Genomic DNA, 21183 nt, shown 5'->3' with positions numbered 1-21183 from the left:
ACGAGTGTCTCTGATCGCTTCTGACCACTTCCGCATCGTTGTCGGCCTCGGCAAGAGCGGCATGTCCCTGGTTCGCTTCCTGGCGAACCGGGGCACGTCGTTTGCCGTGGCGGACACGCGGGAAAATCCACCGGAACTGGCCACGCTCAAGCGTGACTATCCGCACGTGGAAGTGCGTTGTGGCGAGCTGGACGTCGAATTCCTCTGCCGTGCCGACGAGCTCTACGTGAGCCCCGGCCTGGCACTGGCGACCCCGGCCCTGCAAGCCGCTGCGGCCCGTGGCGTGAAACTGTCCGGCGACATCGAGCTGTTCGCGCGTAACGCGCAGGCGCCGATCGTGGCCATCAGCGGTTCCAACGCGAAAAGCACCGTCACCACCCTGGTCGGCGAGATGGCGGCTGCGGCGGGCAAACGCGTCGCCGTCGGCGGTAACCTCGGCACCCCGGCGCTGGACTTGCTCAGCGACGACATCGAGCTGTACGTGATGGAGCTGTCGAGCTTCCAGCTGGAAACCACTGACCAGCTCAACGCTGAAGTGGCGACCGTGCTGAACATCAGCGAAGACCACATGGATCGCTACAGCGGCCTGCCGGCTTACCACCTGGCCAAGCACCGGATCTTCCGGGGCGCGAAGCAGTTCGTGGTCAACCGTCAGGATGCACTGAGCCGTCCGCTGATGGGCGAAGGCCAGCCATGCTGGACGTTCGGCCTGACCAAACCCGATTTCAAAGCCTTCGGTATCCGCGAAGAAGACGGCGAGAAGTATCTGGCCTTCGAATTCCAAAACCTGATGCCAGTGCGCGAATTGAAGATTCGTGGCGCGCATAACCAGTCCAACGCCCTCGCGGCGCTGGCACTCGGTCATGCGGTCGGCCTGCCGTTCGATGCGATGCTCGCGGCGCTGCGCAACTTCGCCGGTCTCGAACACCGTTGCCAGTGGGTGCGTGATCTCGACGGCGTGGCTTACTACAACGATTCCAAAGCCACCAACGTCGGCGCCGCACTGGCTGCGATCGAAGGCTTGGGCGCGGACATCGACGGCAAGGTCATCCTGATCGCCGGTGGCGATGGCAAGGGTGCCGAATTCAACGACCTGCATGATCCGGTGGCGGCCAACTGCCGCGCCGTGATCCTCATGGGCCGCGACTCCGACAAGATCGGCGCCGCCATCGGTGATGCCGTGCCACTGATTCGCGCGACCTCGCTGGTCGATGCCGTCGCGCAATGCCGCGCCGCTGCCCAGCCGGGTGACGTGGTGCTGCTGTCGCCAGCCTGCGCCAGTTTCGACATGTTCAAGAATTATGAAGACCGTGGTCACCAGTTCGTCCGCGCTGTGGAGGAATTGGCATGAGCCTGCGCAATATCATCAAACCGTATCCGTCGCCGATCATCACCGGGCGCGGTATCGACCTCGATTTCCCGATGCTCGCCGGTTGCCTGGCGCTGCTCGGTCTCGGTTTGATCATGATCGCCTCGGCGTCCACCGAAGTGGCGGCGGCGCAGTCGGGCAGTCCGCTGTATTACATGATTCGCCACCTTATATATGTGGTGCTGGGTTTGGGCGCGTGTGTCATCACCATGATGATTCCAATTGCTACCTGGCAGCGCCTCGGCTGGCTGATGTTGCTCGGCGCGTTCGGTTTGCTGGTGATGGTGATCGTCCCCGGCATCGGCCGAGAAGTGAACGGCTCGATGCGCTGGATCGGTTTCAGCTTCTTCAACGTGCAGCCGTCCGAAATCGCCAAAGTATTCGTGGTGATCTACCTCGCCGGTTATCTGGTGCGGCGTCAGAAAGAAGTGCGCGAGAGCTGGATGGGCTTCTTCAAGCCGTTCATCGTGCTGCTGCCGATGGCTGGCCTGTTGCTGATGGAGCCGGACTTCGGTGCCACCGTCGTGATGATGGGCGCTGCGGCGGCAATGCTATTCCTTGGCGGGGTCGGGCTGTTCCGTTTCTCGCTGATGGTGGTGTTGGCGGTCGGGGCGGTGGTGCTGCTGATTCAGATGCAGCCGTATCGTATGGCGCGTCTGACCAACTTCGCTGACCCGTGGGCTGACCAGTTCGGCGCTGGTTATCAACTGTCGCAAGCGTTGATCGCCTTCGGTCGCGGTGAATGGCTCGGCGTGGGTCTGGGCAACAGCGTGCAGAAGCAGTTCTACCTGCCGGAAGCGCACACCGACTTCGTGTTCTCGGTTCTCGCTGAAGAGCTGGGCGCGGTCGGTTCGCTGTGCACCGTGGCCCTGTTCGTGTTCGTGTGTATTCGCGGCATGTACATCGGCTTGTGGGCGGAGAAAGCCAAACAGTATTTCGCAGCTTATGTGGCCTACGGCTTGTCGTTCCTGTGGATTGGTCAGTTCCTGATCAACATCGGGGTGAACGTCGGCCTGCTGCCAACCAAGGGTCTGACCTTGCCGTTCCTCAGTTACGGCGGCAGTTCGTTGGTGATCTGCTGTGCCTGCCTCGGCTTGTTATTGAGGATCGAGTGGGAGAGTCGAACCCACCTGGGCAGTGAAGAAATGGAATTCCATGAGAGCGACTTCGCTGAGGAGCCGAATCATGGGCGCTAACGTATTGATCATGGCCGGCGGTACCGGTGGCCACGTGTTCCCGGCGCTGGCCTGTGCCCGCGAGTTTCAGGTGCGCGGCTACACCGTGCACTGGCTCGGCACGCCACGCGGAATTGAAAACGAACTGGTGCCGGGCGCAGGGCTGGAACTGCACCGCATCAACGCCAGCGGTCTGCGCGGCAAGGGCAAGCTGTCGCTGCTCAAGGCGCCGTTCATGCTACTGAAATCAGTGTGGCAGGCGCGGGCGATCATTCGCCAGTTGAAACCAGTGTGCGTGGTCGGCTTCGGTGGTTATGTGACTGGCCCTGGTGGTCTTGCCGCGAAACTGGCCGGTGTGCCGGTGATCGTTCACGAGCAGAACGCTGTGGCCGGCACCGCCAATCGGTTGCTGGTGCCGTTCGCCGCCCGGGTGTGTGAAGCGTTCCCCGACACCTTTACTCTGTCGGACACCCGCCGTACCACCGGAAACCCGGTGCGCAGCGAGCTGTTCCTCGAAACATCGCGCCCGGCTCTGGCTGGTCGCAAAGCGCGTTTGCTGATCCTTGGCGGAAGCCTTGGCGCAGAACCGTTGAATAAATTGCTGCCTGAAGCCCTGGCCCAAGTCGCTGCCGATTTGCGCCCGGAAGTGTTTCATCAGGCCGGCAAAAACCACGATGAAGTGACTGCAGAGCGCTATCGCGCCGCCGGCGTCGAAGCGCAGGTGCAGCCGTTCATCAAAGACATGGCCCAAGCCTATGGCTGGGCCGACCTGGTGGTGTGCCGCGCAGGCGCGTTGACCATCAGTGAGCTGGCTGCCGCCGGTCTGCCCTCGATGCTGGTGCCTTTGCCCCACGCGATCGACGATCACCAGACCCGCAACGCCGATTATTTGGCCCGTGAAGGTGCAGCCTTCCTGATGCCGCAAAGAACGACTGGTGCCGCGGATCTTGCCGCGCGCCTGACAGAGGTCTTGATGCAACCGCAACGACTCGAAGATATGGCCCAAGCGGCCCGCCGTCTGGCGAAACCCGATGCCACCCGTAGCGTGGTCGATACCTGTCTGGAGGTGGCCCATGGTTGAGAATCAGAAAGCCATGCCGCAACCGGAAATGCGCCGCATCCGTCGCATCCACTTCGTCGGTATCGGCGGCGTGGGCATGTGCGGTATTGCCGAAGTGTTGTTGAACCTGGGCTATGAAGTGTCCGGTTCCGACCTGAAAGCTTCGCCGGTGACCGAGCGTCTGGAATCGTTCGGCGCGCAGATCTTCATCGGCCACCGTGCCGAGAACGCCGCGACCGCCGATGTACTGGTAGTGTCGAGCGCTGTGAACACCTCTAACCCGGAAGTCGCGACCGCCCTTGAGCGTCGTATTCCAGTAGTGCCGCGGGCCGAAATGCTCGCCGAGCTGATGCGCTATCGCCACGGCATCGCCGTCGCCGGTACGCACGGCAAAACCACCACTACCAGCCTGATCGCTTCGGTGTTCGCCGCCGGTGGTCTGGATCCGACCTTCGTCATCGGTGGCCGTCTGAATGCTGCGGGCACCAATGCCCAGCTCGGCACCAGCCGTTACTTGATCGCCGAAGCCGATGAAAGCGACGCGAGCTTCCTGCACCTGCAACCGCTGGTGGCCGTGGTCACCAACATCGACGCCGACCACATGGCGACCTACGACGGTGACTTCAACAAACTGAAGAAAACCTTCGTCGAGTTCCTGCACAACCTGCCGTTCTACGGTTTGGCCGTGATGTGCCTGGACGACCCGGTCGTGCGCGAAATCCTGCCGCTGGTGAAACGTCCGACCGTGACCTACGGCTTCAGCGAAGACGCTGACGTCCGCGCGATCAATGTGCGTCAGCAAGGCATGCAGACCTTCTTCACCGTGCTGCGCCCTGACCGCGAGCCGCTGGACGTTTCCGTGAACATGCCGGGCAATCACAACGTGCTCAACTCGCTGGCGACCATCTGCATTGCGTCCGATGAGGGCGTCAGCGATGAAGCCATCGTTCAGGGCCTGTCGGGTTTCCAGGGTGTCGGTCGACGCTTCCAGGTCTACGGCGAACTGCCGGTGGACGGCGGCCACGTGATGCTGGTCGACGACTACGGTCACCACCCGACCGAAGTCGCGGCCGTGATCAAAGCCGTACGCGGTGGCTGGCCGGAACGCCGTCTGGTGATGGTGTATCAACCGCACCGTTATAGCCGCACCCGCGACCTGTACGACGATTTCGTCAATGTACTGGCCGACGCCAACGTGCTGCTGCTGATGGAAGTTTATCCGGCCGGCGAAGAGCCGATCCCGGGCGCCGACAGCCGCAAGCTGTGCAACAGCATCCGCCAGCGCGGTCAGCTCGACCCGATCTACATCGAGCGTGGCGTTGATCTGGCACCGCTGGTGAAGCCGCTGTTGCGTGCCGGCGACATCCTGCTGTGCCAGGGCGCGGGTGATATCGGCGGTCTCGCGCCGAAGCTGTTGAAAAGTGAATTGTTCGCTGGCGCCGTGGCGGCGTCGGTCGAGGGGAAGTTGAAATGACTGCTGCCTATGCCAACCTGTTCTCCACCATCGCGCCGAAAGACTTCGGCCGCGTCGCCGTGCTCTTCGGCGGCTTGAGTGCCGAGCGTGAGGTTTCGCTGAAATCCGGTAACGCCGTTCTCGATGCGCTGCAGAGCGCTGGTGTGGACGCGTTCGGTATCGACGTTGGCGCCGACATTCTGCAACGTCTGCTGAGTGAAAAAATCGACCGCGCCTTCATCATTCTTCACGGCCGTGGCGGTGAAGACGGCTCCATGCAGGGCCTGCTCGAAGTGGCCGGCATTCCCTACACCGGCAGCGGCATTCTGGCCTCGGCACTGGCGATGGACAAACTGCGCACCAAGCAGGTCTGGCACAGCCTCGGGATTCCGACGCCGCGTCACGCCGTGCTGTGCAGCGAAGCCGATTGTATTTCTGCGGCGACGGAACTGGGCTTCCCTTTGATCGTCAAACCGGCCCATGAAGGTTCAAGTATCGGGATGGCCAAAGTGAGTTCTGCGTCCGAGTTGATCGACGCATGGAAAGCGGCCAGTACCTACGATTCGCAAGTGTTGGTTGAGCAATGGATTCAAGGTCCGGAGTTCACCATCGCCACCCTGCGTGACCAGGTGTTGCCTCCAATCGCCCTGGGTACACCGCACACGTTTTACGACTACGACGCCAAGTACATCGCCAACGATACCCAGTACCGCATTCCGTGCGGGCTGGATGCCGCCAAGGAAAAGGAACTCATGGATCTCACGGCCAAGGCCAGTGAGGCGCTGGGGATTGCCGGTTGGGGCAGGGCGGACGTGATGCAGGACGCCGACGGGCAGTTCTGGTTCCTGGAAGTGAACACCGCACCGGGCATGACCGATCACAGTCTGGTGCCGATGGCGGCCCGTGCTGCCGGTCTGGATTTCCAGCAACTGGTACTGGCCATTCTGGCCGCCAGTGTTGAAGGCGCAGTCACTCAAGAGGCGCGAGGTTAAGACCATGCAAGGCGCTCAGCTCAGACATCAGCCACCCGCACCCGGCCGCAAGCCGGTACCGCGGGGTGCCAGCCGAATGGTGGCGAAAGAGCCGATGTCCGCGCGCCTGCCGAAAGCCAATTTCGGTTTTCTGAAAAGCCTGTTCTGGCCGGTGCTGCTGGTTGTGCTGGGCTTTGGTACCTACGAAGGGGCAACGCGTTTGCTGCCTTACGCCGACCGGCCGATCACCAAGATCGCCGTGCAGGGCGACCTGAGCTACATCAGCCAGCAAGCAGTGCAGCAGCGCATCGCCCCGTATGTGGCGTCGAGCTTCTTCACCATCGACCTGGCCGGGATGCGCACCGAGCTTGAGCAGATGCCCTGGATCGCCCATGCCGAAGTACGTCGGGTGTGGCCGGATCAAGTGGTGATCCGCCTCGAAGAGCAATTGCCGGTGGCGCGTTGGGGTGACGAGTCGTTGCTGAACAACCAGGGCCAGGCGTTTACGCCAAAGGAACTGGCGAACTACGAACACCTGCCACAGCTGTTCGGCCCTCAACGGGCCCAGCAGCAAGTGATGCAGCAGTATCAGGTGCTGAGCCAGATGCTGCGGCCGTTGGGCTTCTCGATTGCACGCCTGGAATTGCGTGAACGCGGGAGCTGGTTCCTGACCACCGGTGCCGGCAGTTCCGGCCCCGGCATCGAGCTGCTGCTGGGACGCGGCAATTTGGTGGAAAAGATGCGCCGCTTTATCGCCATCTATGACAAGACGCTTAAAGACCAGATTACGAACATTGCGCGCATCGATCTGCGCTACGCCAACGGCCTCGCTGTTGGCTGGCGGGAACCTGTAGCGCCGACGACAGCCCAACCCGCTGTCGCGAAGAATTAAGAAGAGGCAGGACCCATGGCAAACGTGCAAAGCGGCAAAATGATCGTCGGTCTCGATATCGGCACCTCCAAAGTGGTGGCGCTGGTCGGCGAGGTCTCCGACGACGGCACGCTGGAAATCGTCGGGATCGGTACCCATCCGTCCCGTGGCCTGAAGAAGGGCGTGGTGGTGAACATCGAGTCCACCGTGCAATCGATCCAGCGTGCGATCGAAGAAGCCCAGCTGATGGCGGGCTGCCGCATTCACTCGGCGTTCGTCGGCGTGGCGGGCAATCACATCCGCAGCCTGAACTCCCACGGCATCGTCGCGATCCGTGATCGCGAAGTCAGCTCGGCCGACCTTGAGCGCGTACTCGACGCTGCTCAGGCTGTGGCGATCCCGGCTGACCAGCGCGTGCTGCACACCCTGCCGCAGGATTACGTGATCGATAACCAGGAAGGCGTTCGTGAACCACTGGGCATGTCCGGCGTGCGTCTGGAAGCCAAGGTTCACGTGGTCACCTGCGCCGTCAACGCTGCACAGAACATTGAAAAATGCGTGCGTCGCTGCGGTCTGGAAATCGACGACATCATTCTCGAGCAACTGGCCTCGGCCTACTCGGTACTGACCGACGACGAGAAAGAGCTGGGCGTGTGCCTGGTGGACATCGGCGGCGGTACTACCGACATCGCGATCTTCACCGAAGGCGCGATCCGTCACACCGCGGTGATCCCGATTGCCGGTGATCAGGTGACCAACGACATCGCCATGGCGTTGCGCACCCCGACTCAGTACGCCGAAGAAATCAAAATCCGCTACGCCTGCGCCCTGGCGAAACTGGCCGGTGCCGGTGAAACCATCAAGGTGCCAAGCGTCGGCGACCGTCCACCGCGCGAACTGTCGCGTCAGGCCCTGGCCGAAGTGGTCGAGCCGCGTTACGACGAACTGTTCACGCTGATTCAGGCCGAGCTGCGTCGCAGCGGCTACGAAGACCTGATCCCGGCCGGCATCGTGCTGACTGGCGGTACTTCGAAGATGGAAGGCGCGACTGAACTCGCCGAAGAAATCTTCCACATGCCGGTTCGTCTGGGCGTGCCGCACGGCGTCAAAGGTCTGGATGACGTGGTGCGCAACCCGATTTATTCCACTGGCGTTGGCTTGTTGATGTACGGCCTGCAAAAGCAGTCCGACGGGATCTCGTTCTCGGGCATCGGCAGCCGCGACAGCTACAGCAACGAAGAGCCACAGGCGCCGTTGCTGGACCGATTGAAGAAGTGGGTTCAAGGCAACTTCTAAAGCTTTACCGCAACACCGCAACAAACATGCAGTAGGCGAAAAAAACTAGAGAATGTAAGGAGAGGGAAAATGTTCGAACTCGTAGACAACATCCCCGCAAGCCCGGTAATCAAAGTTATCGGTGTCGGCGGTGGCGGCGGCAACGCTGTCAACCACATGGTCAAGAGCAACATCGAAGGCGTTGAATTCATCTGCGCCAACACCGATGCTCAAGCGCTGAAAAACATCGGCGCACGTACCATCCTGCAACTGGGCACTGGCGTGACCAAAGGCCTCGGCGCCGGCGCGAACCCGGAAGTCGGCCGTCAGGCTGCTCTGGAAGACCGTGAGCGTATTGCCGAAGTGCTGCAGGGCACCAACATGGTGTTCATCACCACTGGCATGGGCGGCGGTACCGGTACCGGTGCTGCACCGATCATCGCCGAAGTGGCCAAGGAAATGGGCATTCTGACCGTTGCGGTCGTGACTCGTCCGTTCCCGTTCGAAGGTCGCAAGCGTATGCAGATCGCCGATGAAGGCATCCGCATGCTGTCCGAAAGCGTCGACTCGTTGATCACCATTCCTAACGAGAAGCTGCTGACCATCCTCGGTAAAGACGCAAGCCTCTTGTCGGCTTTCGCCAAGGCTGACGATGTACTGGCCGGTGCCGTTCGCGGTATCTCCGACATCATCAAGCGTCCGGGCATGATCAACGTCGACTTCGCCGACGTGCGTACCGTGATGAGCGAAATGGGCATGGCAATGATGGGCACTGGCTGCGCCAGCGGTCCGAACCGTGCACGTGAAGCCACCGAAGCGGCAATCCGTAACCCGCTGCTGGAAGACGTGAACCTGCAAGGCGCACGCGGCATTCTGGTGAACATCACCGCCGGCCCTGACCTGTCCCTGGGTGAGTACTCCGACGTGGGTAGCATCATCGAAGCCTTCGCTTCCGAACATGCGATGGTCAAGGTCGGTACCGTTATCGATCCGGACATGCGCGACGAGCTGCACGTGACTGTGGTTGCTACCGGTCTGGGCGCAAAAATCGAGAAGCCTGTGAAGGTCATCGACAATACCGTTCATACCTCCATGTCGACCGCTCAGGTACAACAACCGGCTCCGACCCGTCAGGAAGCGCCAGCGGTAAATTACCGTGATCTGGATCGTCCGACCGTCATGCGCAACCAGGCTCAGGCCGGTGCTGCGGCTGCCGCGAAGATGAATCCGCAAGATGACCTGGACTACCTGGACATCCCGGCATTCCTGCGTCGTCAGGCCGATTGATGGAATGTATCAGGGCTATGAAGGTGATTGGTGTTCAGCAAAGGCTCGGTCTGCTATTATCGCCAGCCTTTGTTGATACCAGTTCGCAATTTGCGCTGAAGCGGCCCAAGCCATGATTAAACAACGCACACTGAAAAATATTATCCGTGCCACAGGTGTAGGCCTGCACTCCGGTGAGAAGGTCTATCTGACCCTCAAGCCTGCGCCTGTCGACACTGGCATTGTGTTTTGTCGCGCTGACCTCGACCCTGTGGTGCAGATTCCTGCCCGCGCGGAAAACGTCGGTGAAACCACTATGTCGACGACGCTGATCAATGGCGACGTCAAAGTGGACACGGTAGAGCACTTGCTCTCGGCCATGGCTGGCCTGGGCATCGATAACGCCTACGTCGAGCTCTCCGCGTCCGAAGTCCCGATCATGGATGGCAGCGCTGGACCCTTCGTATTCCTGATTCAATCGGCAGGCCTGGAAGAACAGGACGCCGCCAAGAAATTCATCCGCATCCTGCGTGAAGTGACAGTGGAAGACGGCGACAAGCGCGCCACTTTCGTCCCTTTCGAAGGGTTCAAGGTGAGCTTCGAGATCGATTTCGATCACCCGGTTTTCCGGGACCGCACCCAAAGTGCAAGCGTGGATTTTTCCAGCACTTCGTTCGTAAAAGAAGTCAGCCGCGCCCGTACCTTTGGTTTCATGAGTGATATCGAGTACCTGCGCAAGCACAACCTCGCACTCGGCGGCAGCGTTGAAAACGCAATCGTGGTCGATGCCGATGGCGTACTGAACGAAGACGGCCTTCGCTATGAAGACGAATTCGTGAAGCACAAGATCCTCGATGCCATTGGCGACCTGTACCTTTTGGGTAACAGCCTGATTGGTGAGTTCAAAGGCTTCAAGTCCGGTCATGCACTGAACAACCAGCTGTTGCGCAAGTTGATTGAGCAAACAGATGCTTGGGAAGTGGTGACGTTCGATGACGCCAGCACCGCACCAATCTCTTACATGCGCCCGGTTGCGGCGGTGTAAGTAAAAAACCTCTCTAGTTTTTTGAAGGCCATCCTCGGATGGCCTTTTTTTATGCTCCTTTTTTCAGACGCAAAAGATCGCAGCCTTCGGCAGCTCCTACAGGAACCGCATTCCAATGTAGGAGCTGCCGAAGGCTGCGATCTTTTGATCTTCAGGCAGCCACCACCACCCGATTACGCCCACCTTCCTTCGCCTGATACAACGCCTTGTCCGCCACAAACAGCAACTGCTCCAGCGTCATCTCACTCGCCGCCGTCCACGTCGCAATGCCGATACTCACCGTCATCGGCCGATCAGCCCCAGCAACCCACGGCAACTGCTCCACCGCCTGCCGAATATGCTCGGCAATCTGCTGCGCGCCCTGGCTGTCAGTCTCAGCCAGAATCACCGAAAACTCCTCGCCGCCATACCGCGCCACCAGATCCGCCGGTCGCCGCACATTGTCCGTAATCACCTTGGCCAACGCCTTCAACGCCTGATCCCCGGCCTGATGCCCGTGCTGGTCATTGAACGCCTTGAAATGGTCGGCGTCGATCATCATCACCGACATCGGCTTGCCCGAACGCTGCGCGCGGAACCACTCGTGACGCAGTGATTGATCAAGCATCCGACGATTGGCGACACCGGTCAGCGCATCGGTGGCGGCCAGTTGCGCCAGTTCACGTTCAGCGCGCTGACGTCGACGCAGTTCGCGGGCGAGCAGCCAGGTCAGCCAGAGCAATCCCACGCAGAGCGCACCAGTGGCGCCACTGATCAACATCGCCGTACGCCGCCACGTCGCAAACACCTCATCGCTGGACAGCGCGACCATCACCGTCAGCGGTAAATTGCCCACCCGCGAATAGGTGTAGAGGCGTTGCTGTTGATCCATGCTCGACGTGCTGCTGAAACTGCCTTTGCCATCCTTGTCGCGCAGAATCCGGATGACATTGGGCCGGTTGCCGAAGCTTTTGCCGATCGAGTCGCTTTGCAGATAGGGCTTCTGCGCCAGCAGCACACCGTCATCGTCGATGATGTTCAGCGTACTGCCCTTGCCGATGTCGAGGCTTTTGAACAGTTGATCGAAATAGTCGAGCTTCATCGACGCCACCGCCACCCCGACAAATTCGCCGGTGTCCGAGGAAATGCGTCGGCTGAAACTGATGCGCCACTGATTGGCTTCGTCGCAGTCGCAACGGGTCTTGAACGGTCGGCTGATGAACATGCCGACATCGCGGTTGAAGGCGTGGGCGAGGAAGTAATCGCGGTCGGCGAAGTTGCCCGGTTTCGGCTCGACTCTTGAGGAGTCAGCAAGAACATCGCCGTGCTTGTCGAGCAGCAGAATATCGCCCTTGAAACGCGCAGTGGTGGAGCGATCGAACAGCGCCAGATGGCGGATTTCCGGCGACACGTTTTGCAGATCATCGCGCTGGGCGGCAGCGATCAAACCTTGCAGGGACAGGTCGTAGAGTTCGACGGTACGCAGCACGTCGGCGTCGATCAACTGAGCAATGGTGGTCGCACTGCGGGTGGCGGATTGCCGAGCGTTGGCGTGCTCGCGGATCAGCAGAAAAGTGACGATGGCTAAAATCGCGATCACGCTGAGCAAACTGCCGCAGATCAGCAGCAGCTCGGGGCGTCCGGTCTTGCCCGAAACGGGAGGGGTACGGCTCGCGATCATGATCGGGTTATCGGTTGGGGGATCTTCTAAGCGTAGGAGCTGCCGAAGGCTGCGATCTTTTGATCTTGTTTTTTAAAAATCAGGATCAAAAGATCGCAGCCTTCGGCAGCTCCTACAGGTTCAGTGTTAACTGATCTTAGAAGACGTTGATCGGGTAGTCGATGATCACGCGGTATTCGTCGGTGTCGGTATCAATTGCGCCGTAACCATTGCCACCGCGGTTGGTCGCCCATTGCAGGCGTACCGCCAGATCTTTGGCCTGGCCACTCTGCACCACGTACTTCAAATCGATATCGCGCTCCCAATGCTTGGCATTGCGACCCTCGGCGCTGTACCAGTTCGAGTAACCCTGGCTGTCCGGATCAACCTTGGTCAAATCCACCGTCCCGCGCGAGTACGACACTGCCGACGTCAGCCCCGGATAACCCACTCCGGCAAAGTCATAGGCGTACTTGAGCTTCCACGAGCGTTCGTTCGGGCCATTGAAGTCCGAGTACTGCTGCGAGTTATCCAGATAAACGCTGTCGCCCTGACTGATGTAGTCGAACGGCGTATTGCCGTTGACCCGTTGATACGCCGCCGTAACGCTGTGGCTGCCAATACCGACGGTGAAATGCAGGCTGTAGGTGTTGTTGTCGATGTCGCCGAGCAGCGCATCGCCGGTGTCTTGCGTGTGATAGAAGTGCAGGCCGGGGTTGAGGCTGACCAGATCGTTCAACTGCCAGGTGTAATCCAGGTCGTAGTAGTACTGGTTCCAGATGTCCTTGAGTTCGGACGCGTACAGGCTGCTGGTCAAACCCTCGACACCGCTCCACGCCACGCCAGCCCAGTTCAGATGCTGGCTTTCGTCGCCCTCGGCCAACGTCCCGTAAGAGGTGCCGATGCGTGTGTGACCACTCTGGTTGTACGGCTTGGTGAAACTGGCCTGACCGCCCTCGATCAACCAGCCGTCGAAGCTATGGTTGCTCAGACTGACACCACGAAACGTCTGCGGCAGCATGCGCGTGTCACCGCCCGCGATCACCGGGTTGGTGAGAAACAGATCACCAGCCTTTAACTCGGTATCGAACGCACGCATTTTCAACGTACCGCCCGCCGTCGAGAACGAGCCCGGCGCTTTGCCGTTGCCATCGCTGATCGGCAGGATGCTTGAGCCGTCCGTGCCGCCACCGCCGTCGAGTTTCAGGCCGAGCATGGCGTGGGCATCAATGCCGAAACCGACCGTGCCTTCGGTGTAACCCGACTGGAAAATCCCGAGAAAGCCTTGGCCCCACTCAATGTTGTCGTCCGCCTGCTGCAAGCGGTTGCGATTCATGTAGTAGTTGCGGGCGTTGAGGTTGAGGCTTGAGCCTTCGATGAAACCTTCTTTCGCAGGCTCGTCGGCGTGAACGGCGGGGGCAATCGTTGCGGCAATTGCAATGAACAGCGGAGTGAAGCGGACTGGGTAACGCACGTGCAATGGAGCTCCTTGGGTCAACTGGCGCCTCTGTATTTTGAGGCGCTCGATGTTTCTTGTTGTTACAGACGAACCAAACGGCTTTCAGACCACAACGAAAAAAGGCCGCTGAAAGGCAGCGGCCTGGAATGACGACGGTTGAACGGGAAGAGCCAAACAACCGCGTCGAGGGAAACGGAGCGATGCGCGACTCAGCTGTCTTTTTCCAGCGATTGAGCCTGGGAAGTTGCAGCCTGAGGGGCCTGCGTGGCGTCTTTGGCCTTGGCCATCATTTCTGCCTGATGCTGGTCATACGCTTGAGCGCGGGCAGAATTCTGCGCCACGAACGCGTGGGATTCTTCAGCCATCGCCATTGGCGACAGGATCAATGAGGACAAAACGAAAGCGCTGGCAATACCCATACTGTTGGACATCTTGAAAACCTTCTCGCTTGGCGAGTGTGCTGTTTGGTGCGGGCAAAGATAAGGTTGCCGAGCGATGGGAAACAGCGCGATTTTCATAAATGACTGTTACAGCAAAAGCAAAGATCACCCCCTTCTGCAGGGTGATCACCGGTTGATCGTTCCCACGCTCTGCGTGGGAATGCCGCCCGGGACGCTCCGCGTCCCTGTGACGCAGAGCGTCACTGGATACATTCCCACGCAGAGCGTGGGAACGATCGTCGAGGGGAACACCTGTAGGAGCTGCCGAAGGCTGCGATCTTTTGATCCGCTTTAAACCGGCAAATAAATCCCGAAAGTATTCATCCCCCGATCACTGCGCACAAACACATCCCCGCCATGCATCAGCGCAATCGCCTTGACGATCGCCAGCCCCAACCCATGGTTATTGCCGCTGTTACTGCGCGACGCATCCACCCGATAAAACCGCTCGAACAATCGCGGCAAATGCTCACTGGCAATCGGCGATCCCGGATTGGCCACACCAATACTCACCTGATGTTCTTCAACCTCAATCCGCACCTCAATCACCTGACCCGCCTCGGTATGCTGCACGGCATTACTCAGCAAATTGATCAACGCCCGCCGCAGATGCGCGACTTCAATCTGCACCAGCGCATCGCCGCTGACCTGCACCTGAACCTGCGCATCTTCAAGAATGAAATCCAGATACTCCAGCGTCGTCGCCACCTCATCCGCTAGCGAAGTCGACGTCAGTTTGGTCGCCTTATTACCCTGATCCGCACTGGCCAGAAACAACATGTCGTTAATGATCGAACGCAACCGTTCCAGTTCTTCCAGGTTGGATTGCAGCACCTCGAAATAGTGTTCTGCAGAACGCCCACGGGTCAGCGCCACTTGGGTCTGGCCGATGAGATTGGTCAGCGGCGAACGCAACTCATGAGCGACGTCAGCGTTGAACGATTCCAGCCGCGAATAGGCCAGTTCGACCCGTTCCAGCGTCGAGTTGAACGAGTCGACAAACTGTTCCAGCTCCGGCGGCAACGGCGACAGACGCAAGCGCCCAGCCCTCAGCGGCGGTGCCAGTCGCTGTGCTTCGTGAGAGAGTTTGATCAACGGCTTCAAACCAATACGCGCCACCCAATACCCCAGCGCCGAAGCCATCAACACACCGACAATCGCCAGCCCGATCAACGCGATCAACAGGTTGTGCTGAGTCTCATGAAACGTATCGGTGTCGATGCCGATCATAAAGCGCAGCGGCGGGCGCTGATCCTTGGCCGGAAATTCACTCACCAGCACTTTCAGTGGATAAGGCTGCCCCGGCAATTGCAGATCGCGCGTGCCCAAAGGGCCATTGGTGATCTCGCGGATCTGCGGCGTGAGATTGCCGTATTCGTATTGCGGATCGCCGCTGCTGATCCAGAAACTGATGCGCTTGTCTTCTTCACCGAGCAGCTTGAGTTTGTTGTTGATCTTCACCCAGTGCTCGGGCGTGCCGAAGCGGCCGACCGTGGATTCGAGCACGCTGTAACGCGCGTCCAGCTCGGCTTCCGGCAGCAAGCCCAAACCTTTATCGACCTGCTGATACAACGCGCCGCCGATCAACAGAAACACCAGCAACGCCACCAGCGTGAACATGCCGCTGAGGCGCAGGGCAATCGAATTACTGGACACCACGGCTCTCCAGCACATAACCCATGCCGCGAATGGTGTGCAGCAGTTTCTCGTCGAACGGACCGTCGAGCTTGGCGCGCAGGCGTTTGATTGCAACTTCGACGACGTTAGCGTCGCTGTCGAAATTGATGTCCCAGACCATTTCGGCGATGGCGGTTTTCGAGAGGATTTCACCTTGGCGGCGGGCGAGGACGCTCAGCAGCGAAAATTCCTTGGCGGTCAGATCCAGTCGCGTACCGGCGCGGGTCGCCTTGCGGCTGATCAAATCTATCCACAGGTCGGCAATGCTCACCTGCACCGGTTCATGGCCGCCACTGCGCCGGGTCAGCGCTTGCAAGCGTGCGACCAGTTCAAGGAAGGAAAACGGTTTGCCGAGGTAATCGTCGGCACCGTCGCGCAGGCCTCGGATGCGATCTTCAACCCGCTCGCGGGCGGTGAGCATGATCACCGGGGTTTGCTTGCGCGCCCGCAATGCGCGCAGCACGCCGAAGCCGTCGAGGCCTGGCAACATGACGTCGAGGACGATCACCGCGTAGTCGCTTTCCAGCGCCAGATGCAGACCCTCGATGCCGTCGCGGGCCAGATCCACGGTGTAACCCTGTTCCGTCAGACCGCGGTGCAAATAGTCCGCGGTTTTTTCCTCGTCTTCGATAATCAGAACGCGCATGACCCTGCCTCAGTCTGTGGTCGCCAACGCCGGCTGGGGCGCGGGTTTGGGTCTATGGAAAAGTCGCTCGAGCCACAAGTATATGACCGGAGTGGTAAACAACGTCAGCATCTGGCTGACCAGCAAACCGCCGACTACGGCGATGCCTAACGGCTGGCGCAATTCGGCGCCGGTGCCGTAACCGAGCATCAGCGGCAGCGCGCCGAGCAGGGCGGCGAGGGTGGTCATGATGATCGGCCGGAACCGCGTGATGCACGCCTCGAAAATTGCATCCTGCGGCGACAGGCCTCGATGGCGCTGCGCCTCCAGCGCGAAGTCGATCATCAGGATGCCGTTCTTCTTGACGATACCGATCAGCAACACCAGACCGATCAAGGCCATGATCGAAAAGTCCTGGCCGCAGATCCACAGCATGATCACCGCGCCCAAACCTGCCGCCGGCAGCGTCGAAATGATCGTCAGCGGATGCACGAAGCTTTCATAAAGCACGCCGAGAATGATGTACACCGCCACCAGCGCCGCGAGAATCAGCCACGGCTGACTGGCCAGCGAACTCTGGAACGCCTGCGCCGCCCCTTGGAAATTGCCACTGATTGCGGTCGGCATACCGATCTCGGCCTTGGCCTGATTGAGCAGAATCACCGCATCGCCCAACGCCACGCCGGGCGCCAGGTTGAACGACAGGTTGGCGGCGGGGAACATGCCGTCGTGGGCAATCGACAGTGGGCCGATGGTCGGCGCATCGAATTTGGCCAGCGCCGACAGCGGCACCATCTCGCCACTCAGCGGTGAGCGCAGGTAGAAATAGTTGAGGCTTTCGGCCTTGCCGCGCTGCTTGGTGTCCAGCTCCAGAATCACGTTGTACTGGTTGACCTGAGTCTGGAATTCGTTGATCTGACGTTGACCGAAGGCGTCGTACAGCGCCTCGTCGACGTCGCTAGCGGTCAGGCCGAAACGCGCGGCGGCGCTGCGGTCGATGCTGATGTGGGTGATGCTGCCGCCCAGTTGCAGATCGTTGGAAATGTCGCGGAACGCCGGGTTGCTGCGCAGTTTTTCAGTCAGGCGCTGCGTCCATGTCGCGAGGGTCGCGCCGTCGTTACTCTTGAGCACGTATTGGTACTGCGCGCGGCTCGGGCCGGAACTGAGGTTGATATCCTGGCCTGCGCGCAGGTACAGCACGATGCCGGGGACTTTCATCAGTTGCGGGCGGATGCGGTCGATGAACTGGCTGGCGCTGACGTCGCGGTCGCCGCGTTTTTTCAGGGCGATCCAGAAGCGGCCGTTGGCGATGGTCTGGTTGCTGCCGGAGACACCGACTGAATGGGAAAACGCCTGAACCGCCGGATCAGCTGCGACGATTTCGGCCATCGCCAAGTGTTTTTTCACCATGTCGCCGTAGGAAATATCCGCCGCAGCTTCGGTGGTGCCGAGGACGAAACCGGTGTCCTGCACCGGGAAGAAACCTTTCGGGATAAAGATGTAACCGCCGATGGCCATTGCCAGCGATAAACCGAACACGCCGATCATCAATCTCTGGTGGGCAAGGGCGCGGCGCAGGCCTCGTTCGTACCAGCCGAGCAGGCGTTCGCTGAAACCCGGTTTGTCGTGGGCGTGGTGCACCGGTTTGCGCATGAACAGCGCGGCCAGCGTCGGCGCCAAAGTCAGCGAAACCACCACGGAAATCATGATGGTCGAGGTCGCGGTCAGGGCGAATTCCTTGAACAGCCGCCCGACCACACCGCCCATGAACAGCAGCGGAATAAACGCCGCCACCAGCGAGAAACTGATCGAGACCACGGTGAAACCGATCTCGCCGGCGCCCTTGATCGCGGCTTCGCGCATATCGTCGCCGGCCTCCAGATGGCGGTGGATGTTCTCCACCACCACGATCGCATCGTCGACCACAAACCCCACGGCCACCACGATCGCCACCAGCGTCAGGTTGTTCAGGCTGAAGCCGAGGATGTACATCAGGGCGAAACTGGCGATCAGCGACACGCCGAGCACCGCTGAAACAATCAGGGTTGCCGACAATTGGCGCAGGAACAGCGCCATCACCGCGACCACCAGCATGATCGCGATCAACAGGGTGATTTCGACCTCATGCAGCGAGGCGCGAATGGTCTGGGTGCGGTCGATCAGGGTTTTCACTTGCACCGAGGCCGGCAGCATTGCTTCGAGACCGGGCAGGGCGGCTTGAATGCGGTCAACGGTTTCAACGATGTTGGCGCCGGGCTGGCGCGAGATCACCAGGTTCACCCCGGGTTGGTCACCGGCCCACGCTTGCACGTAGGCATCTTCCGAACCGTTGACGACTTTGGCGACATCGCGCAGATGAACCGGGGCGCCATCCTTGTAGGAAACGATGAGCTGGCTGTAGTCCTCGGGGTGGAACAACTGGTCGTTGGTCGACAGCGTCGAGATGCTTGATACGCCGTACAGCGCACCTTTGGCGAGGTTGAGGCTGGTCTGTTGAATTGCCAGACGAATGTCGGCGAGAGTCAGGCCAATCGCCGCGAGTTTGTCCGCCGAAGCTTGTACGCGAATCGCCGGACGTTGCTGACCGGTGATGTTGATTTGGCCTACGCCGTCGATCTGACTGATCTGACGCGAGAGCAGGGTTTCCACCAGGTCGCTGAGTTCAGTGCCGGGCATCTGCGTCGAGCTGACGCTGAGGATCAGTACCGGGCTGTCGGCCGGGTTGACCTTCTTCCAGGTTGGCAGCGTCGGCATGTCTTTGGGCAGTTTGCCGGCGGCGGTGTTGATCGCCGCTTGGACTTCTTGCGCAGCGGTGTCGATGCTTTTATCGAGGGTGAATTGCAGGGTCAGCAGGCTTGAGCCCAGCGCACTGCTTGAGGTCATCTGGGTCATGCCGGGGATGGCACTGAATTGCACCTCCAGCGGCGTGGCCACGGACGAGGCCATGGTGTCGGGGCTGGCGCCGGGCAACTGCGCGGAGACCTGAATCGTAGGAAATTCCGCTTCCGGCAGTGGGGCGATGGGCAGGCGCGGGAAGGCAATCAAACCGACCAGCACCAGAGCGATGGTCAGCAGGATTGTGGCGACCGGGTGATCGATGCACCACGTGGAGACGCCTTTGTGCGCCTTCATGGTTTCGGCTCCGCTTGCACCACCTGCGCCGGTTCGGTCATGACTTGCACGGTCGAGCCGGGCTTGAGCCGCGACTGGCCATCGGTCACCAGCACATCACCGGCCTTCACGCCTTTGATGATGTCCTGGCCGCTGCCCTGATAAACCATCTGCACTTGCACGGCTTCAACCTTGTCGCCATTCACGCGGTAAACGAAGTGTTGGTCGAGACCACGTTGTACGACAGTGGGCGGGACGACCAGCGCATCTTTGTCGAGGGCTGTCTGAATTTTTACCGTGACCAGCAGACCGGGCCAGAGCTTCTGGCTGGCGTTGTCGAATTCGGCTTTGGCGCGGATGGTGCCGGTGTTGGCGTTGATCTGGTTGTCGATCAGGGTCAGGTGACCTTCGCCGAGCAGGTTGCCAGTTTCACCATCGGTGTCGGCGCCGATGTAGGCCTTGACCTGGGCGCGCTGTGGATCGTTGATCAGGCCTTGCAGGGTCGGCAGCATTTGCTGGGGCAGGGAGAATTCGACGGCGATCGGGTCGATCTGGGTGACGGTGAACAGGCCGGCGGTGTCGGTCATGCGCAGGAAGTTGCCTTCATCGACTGTACGAATACCGACGCGGCCGGTGACCGGGGAGCGGATTTGCGTGTAGGAAAGTTGTACTTGTGCGGAATCGATGGAGGCCTGGTTGCCTTGGGCGGTGGCTTTGAGTTGGTTGACCAGGGCTTGTTGCTGGTCGTAGGTCTGTTTCGAGATGCCGTCGTCGACGGTGAGCAGTTTGTAGCGTTTGAGGTTGACCAGGGCGACTTGCAGTTGTGCCTGGCTTTCGCCCAGTTGAGCGCGGGCCTGGTCGAGGCTGGCGCGGATGGAGCGGTCGTCGATGGTGGCCAGCAGGTCGCCTGTTTTGACGAGTTGGCCTTCTTTGACGAGGATTTTGGTGAGGATGCCGTCTATTTGTGGGCGCACGACCACGCTGTGTAATGAGAGTACGGAGCCGATGCCGCTGGTGTAGCGGGGGACGTCTTTTTCGCTGACCGCTATGACTCGCACGGGGATTGCTGTGGGGGTGGCGAGTTTGGTCGGGGCGGGTTTCAGGGCGTACCACAGACCTGCGCCTGCGAGGACGATCAATAGGGTGGCGAGCAGGGCTTTGTTCTTTTGGATTCGCATGCGGGTCGGGCGCCAAGGGTATGGAGTTTGGGCAGGTTGGGTAGTTATAAACTTGTTTGGGGGTCAGGAGGGTGACGGCTGGCTGACAGCGCTGTCAGTTTCGTGGGGTACATATCCGTTGCTGCGGTAACGGCTACTTAGGGTTTCGCCCTGACGGCGACTCACTTTTTTACAAGCGCCTAAAAAAGTAAGCAAAAAACGCTTGCTCCTACGTGCGGCCCGCTCGCTGGGGCTCGGGGTTCCTTCGCTACGGGATCGATCCGGGCGCAGCGCCTACGGTTTGCTTCGCTGCATCTCCTCTCGCTGTGTTTGGCTGCGCCAAACGGTCGCTGCGCTCCCACCCCCGGATCAATCCCTCCACTCAGCCTTCCGACGTCGCCCGTGGATCAAGATCAAGAGCTGCACCCGAGCTTGCGCTCATCGTGTTGAGTGGTGAGAAGCAGAAGCGGTGTGCGTTCTGCTTTTGCTCTTCGTAGGAGCAGAGCTTGCTCGCGATGGCGGCCCGCCAGCCGACCATTTTCTCCAGTTGGCGGCAATCTCATGTAGGAGCTGCCGCAGGCTGCGATCTT

16 protein-coding genes are annotated in these 21183 nt (G+C 60.2%); 9 read left to right on the top strand and 7 right to left on the bottom strand.

Annotation, left to right across the window (positions count from 1 at the left end):
• The first annotated feature begins 4 nt into the window (after positions 1 to 4).
• The 9 genes from murD (at position 5) to lpxC (ending at position 10485) form a co-directional block, all read left to right on the top strand.
• The gene (murD, locus tag ACIOMO_RS25825) at positions 5 to 1351 is read left to right on the top strand and encodes a UDP-N-acetylmuramoyl-L-alanine--D-glutamate ligase (protein ID WP_159815074.1); all 1347 of its coding nucleotides are present in this window, start codon (positions 5 to 7) and stop codon (positions 1349 to 1351) included.
• Positions 1348 to 2565, top strand: coding sequence for a putative lipid II flippase FtsW (gene ftsW / locus ACIOMO_RS25820; protein WP_053123640.1), 1218 nt, complete (start codon positions 1348 to 1350; stop codon positions 2563 to 2565). Before murD ends, ftsW begins: the two co-directional genes overlap by 4 nt.
• Positions 2555 to 3625, top strand: a complete 1071-nt coding sequence (murG, locus tag ACIOMO_RS25815) for an undecaprenyldiphospho-muramoylpentapeptide beta-N-acetylglucosaminyltransferase (protein ID WP_401244302.1) — start codon at positions 2555 to 2557, stop codon at positions 3623 to 3625. The genes ftsW and murG overlap by 11 nt, the downstream gene beginning before the upstream one ends.
• A complete protein-coding gene (gene murC / locus ACIOMO_RS25810; protein ID WP_053123636.1) occupies positions 3618 to 5078 on the top strand; it encodes a UDP-N-acetylmuramate--L-alanine ligase in 1461 nt (486 codons plus the stop codon). The genes murG and murC overlap by 8 nt, the downstream gene beginning before the upstream one ends.
• A complete protein-coding gene (locus ACIOMO_RS25805) occupies positions 5075 to 6049 on the top strand; it encodes a D-alanine--D-alanine ligase (protein WP_159815072.1) in 975 nt (324 codons plus the stop codon). The genes murC and ACIOMO_RS25805 overlap by 4 nt, the downstream gene beginning before the upstream one ends.
• 4 nt (positions 6050 to 6053) lie before the next feature.
• Positions 6054 to 6920 carry a cell division protein FtsQ/DivIB gene (locus tag ACIOMO_RS25800; RefSeq protein WP_053123632.1) on the top strand — a complete coding sequence of 289 codons (867 nt, stop codon included), beginning with the start codon at positions 6054 to 6056 and terminating at the stop codon, positions 6918 to 6920.
• Positions 6921 to 6935: 15 nt separating this feature from the next.
• Positions 6936 to 8195: a cell division protein FtsA gene (gene ftsA, locus ACIOMO_RS25795; protein ID WP_053123630.1), complete on the top strand. Its 1260-nt coding sequence runs from the start codon at positions 6936 to 6938 to the stop codon at positions 8193 to 8195.
• Positions 8196 to 8264: 69 nt separating this feature from the next.
• The gene (ftsZ, locus tag ACIOMO_RS25790; protein WP_053123624.1) at positions 8265 to 9461 is read left to right on the top strand and encodes a cell division protein FtsZ; all 1197 of its coding nucleotides are present in this window, start codon (positions 8265 to 8267) and stop codon (positions 9459 to 9461) included.
• Between the two features lie 112 nt (positions 9462 to 9573).
• Positions 9574 to 10485, top strand: coding sequence for a UDP-3-O-acyl-N-acetylglucosamine deacetylase (lpxC, locus tag ACIOMO_RS25785; RefSeq protein WP_008082763.1), 912 nt, complete (start codon positions 9574 to 9576; stop codon positions 10483 to 10485).
• A gap of 151 nt (positions 10486 to 10636) precedes the next feature.
• Here the strand turns inward: lpxC and ACIOMO_RS25780 are convergent, their stop codons facing one another.
• The 7 genes from ACIOMO_RS25780 to ACIOMO_RS25750 all read right to left on the bottom strand — a co-directional run bounded on the left by ACIOMO_RS25780 (position 10637) and on the right by ACIOMO_RS25750 (position 20614).
• The gene (locus ACIOMO_RS25780; protein WP_401244298.1) at positions 10637 to 12145 is read right to left on the bottom strand and encodes a diguanylate cyclase; all 1509 of its coding nucleotides are present in this window, start codon (positions 12143 to 12145) and stop codon (positions 10637 to 10639) included.
• Positions 12146 to 12281: 136 nt separating this feature from the next.
• Positions 12282 to 13598, bottom strand: a complete 1317-nt coding sequence (locus ACIOMO_RS25775) for an OprD family porin (protein ID WP_053123789.1) — start codon at positions 13596 to 13598, stop codon at positions 12282 to 12284.
• A 194-nt stretch (positions 13599 to 13792) separates the two neighbouring features.
• Positions 13793 to 14014 (bottom strand): hypothetical protein, encoded by a 222-nt coding sequence (locus tag ACIOMO_RS25770; RefSeq protein WP_053123621.1) that lies wholly within the window; start codon positions 14012 to 14014, stop codon positions 13793 to 13795.
• A 300-nt stretch (positions 14015 to 14314) separates the two neighbouring features.
• Positions 14315 to 15679, bottom strand: a complete 1365-nt coding sequence (locus ACIOMO_RS25765) for a heavy metal sensor histidine kinase (RefSeq protein ID WP_053123619.1) — start codon at positions 15677 to 15679, stop codon at positions 14315 to 14317.
• Positions 15669 to 16346 (bottom strand): heavy metal response regulator transcription factor, encoded by a 678-nt coding sequence (locus ACIOMO_RS25760; RefSeq protein ID WP_053123617.1) that lies wholly within the window; start codon positions 16344 to 16346, stop codon positions 15669 to 15671. The genes ACIOMO_RS25765 and ACIOMO_RS25760 overlap by 11 nt, the downstream gene beginning before the upstream one ends.
• Before the next feature lie 9 nt (positions 16347 to 16355).
• A complete protein-coding gene (locus tag ACIOMO_RS25755; protein ID WP_401244295.1) occupies positions 16356 to 19457 on the bottom strand; it encodes a multidrug efflux RND transporter permease subunit in 3102 nt (1033 codons plus the stop codon).
• Entirely contained in the window at positions 19454 to 20614 is a 1161-nt protein-coding gene (locus tag ACIOMO_RS25750) for an efflux RND transporter periplasmic adaptor subunit (RefSeq protein WP_212545547.1), read from the bottom strand. The genes ACIOMO_RS25755 and ACIOMO_RS25750 overlap by 4 nt, the downstream gene beginning before the upstream one ends.
• Positions 20615 to 21183 lie beyond the last annotated feature (569 nt).

The sequence above is a fragment of the Pseudomonas sp. NPDC087804 genome, assembly GCF_044742965.1.
GTDB lineage: Bacteria > Pseudomonadota > Gammaproteobacteria > Pseudomonadales > Pseudomonadaceae > Aquipseudomonas > Aquipseudomonas rustica.
This window is presented reverse-complemented; position numbering and strand designations above follow the sequence as displayed.

What these genes read in the sequence shown, in the direction of transcription:
- ftsW (WP_053123640.1), top strand. Translation starts at nt 1,348, where the DNA reads ATGAGCCTGCGCAATATCATCAAACCGTATCCGTCGCCGATCATCACC.
- ACIOMO_RS25780 (WP_401244298.1), bottom strand. Translation starts at nt 12,145, where the DNA reads ATGATCGCGAGCCGTACCCCTCCCGTTTCGGGCAAGACCGGACGCCCC.
- ACIOMO_RS25750 (WP_212545547.1), bottom strand. Translation starts at nt 20,614, where the DNA reads ATGCGAATCCAAAAGAACAAAGCCCTGCTCGCCACCCTATTGATCGTC.
- murG (WP_401244302.1), top strand. Translation starts at nt 2,555, where the DNA reads ATGGGCGCTAACGTATTGATCATGGCCGGCGGTACCGGTGGCCACGTG.
- ACIOMO_RS25755 (WP_401244295.1), bottom strand. Translation starts at nt 19,457, where the DNA reads ATGAAGGCGCACAAAGGCGTCTCCACGTGGTGCATCGATCACCCGGTC.
- ACIOMO_RS25805 (WP_159815072.1), top strand. Translation starts at nt 5,075, where the DNA reads ATGACTGCTGCCTATGCCAACCTGTTCTCCACCATCGCGCCGAAAGAC.
- ACIOMO_RS25800 (WP_053123632.1), top strand. Translation starts at nt 6,054, where the DNA reads ATGCAAGGCGCTCAGCTCAGACATCAGCCACCCGCACCCGGCCGCAAG.
- ACIOMO_RS25770 (WP_053123621.1), bottom strand. Translation starts at nt 14,014, where the DNA reads ATGTCCAACAGTATGGGTATTGCCAGCGCTTTCGTTTTGTCCTCATTG.
- lpxC (WP_008082763.1), top strand. Translation starts at nt 9,574, where the DNA reads ATGATTAAACAACGCACACTGAAAAATATTATCCGTGCCACAGGTGTA.
- ftsA (WP_053123630.1), top strand. Translation starts at nt 6,936, where the DNA reads ATGGCAAACGTGCAAAGCGGCAAAATGATCGTCGGTCTCGATATCGGC.
- murC (WP_053123636.1), top strand. Translation starts at nt 3,618, where the DNA reads ATGGTTGAGAATCAGAAAGCCATGCCGCAACCGGAAATGCGCCGCATC.
- ftsZ (WP_053123624.1), top strand. Translation starts at nt 8,265, where the DNA reads ATGTTCGAACTCGTAGACAACATCCCCGCAAGCCCGGTAATCAAAGTT.
- ACIOMO_RS25760 (WP_053123617.1), bottom strand. Translation starts at nt 16,346, where the DNA reads ATGCGCGTTCTGATTATCGAAGACGAGGAAAAAACCGCGGACTATTTG.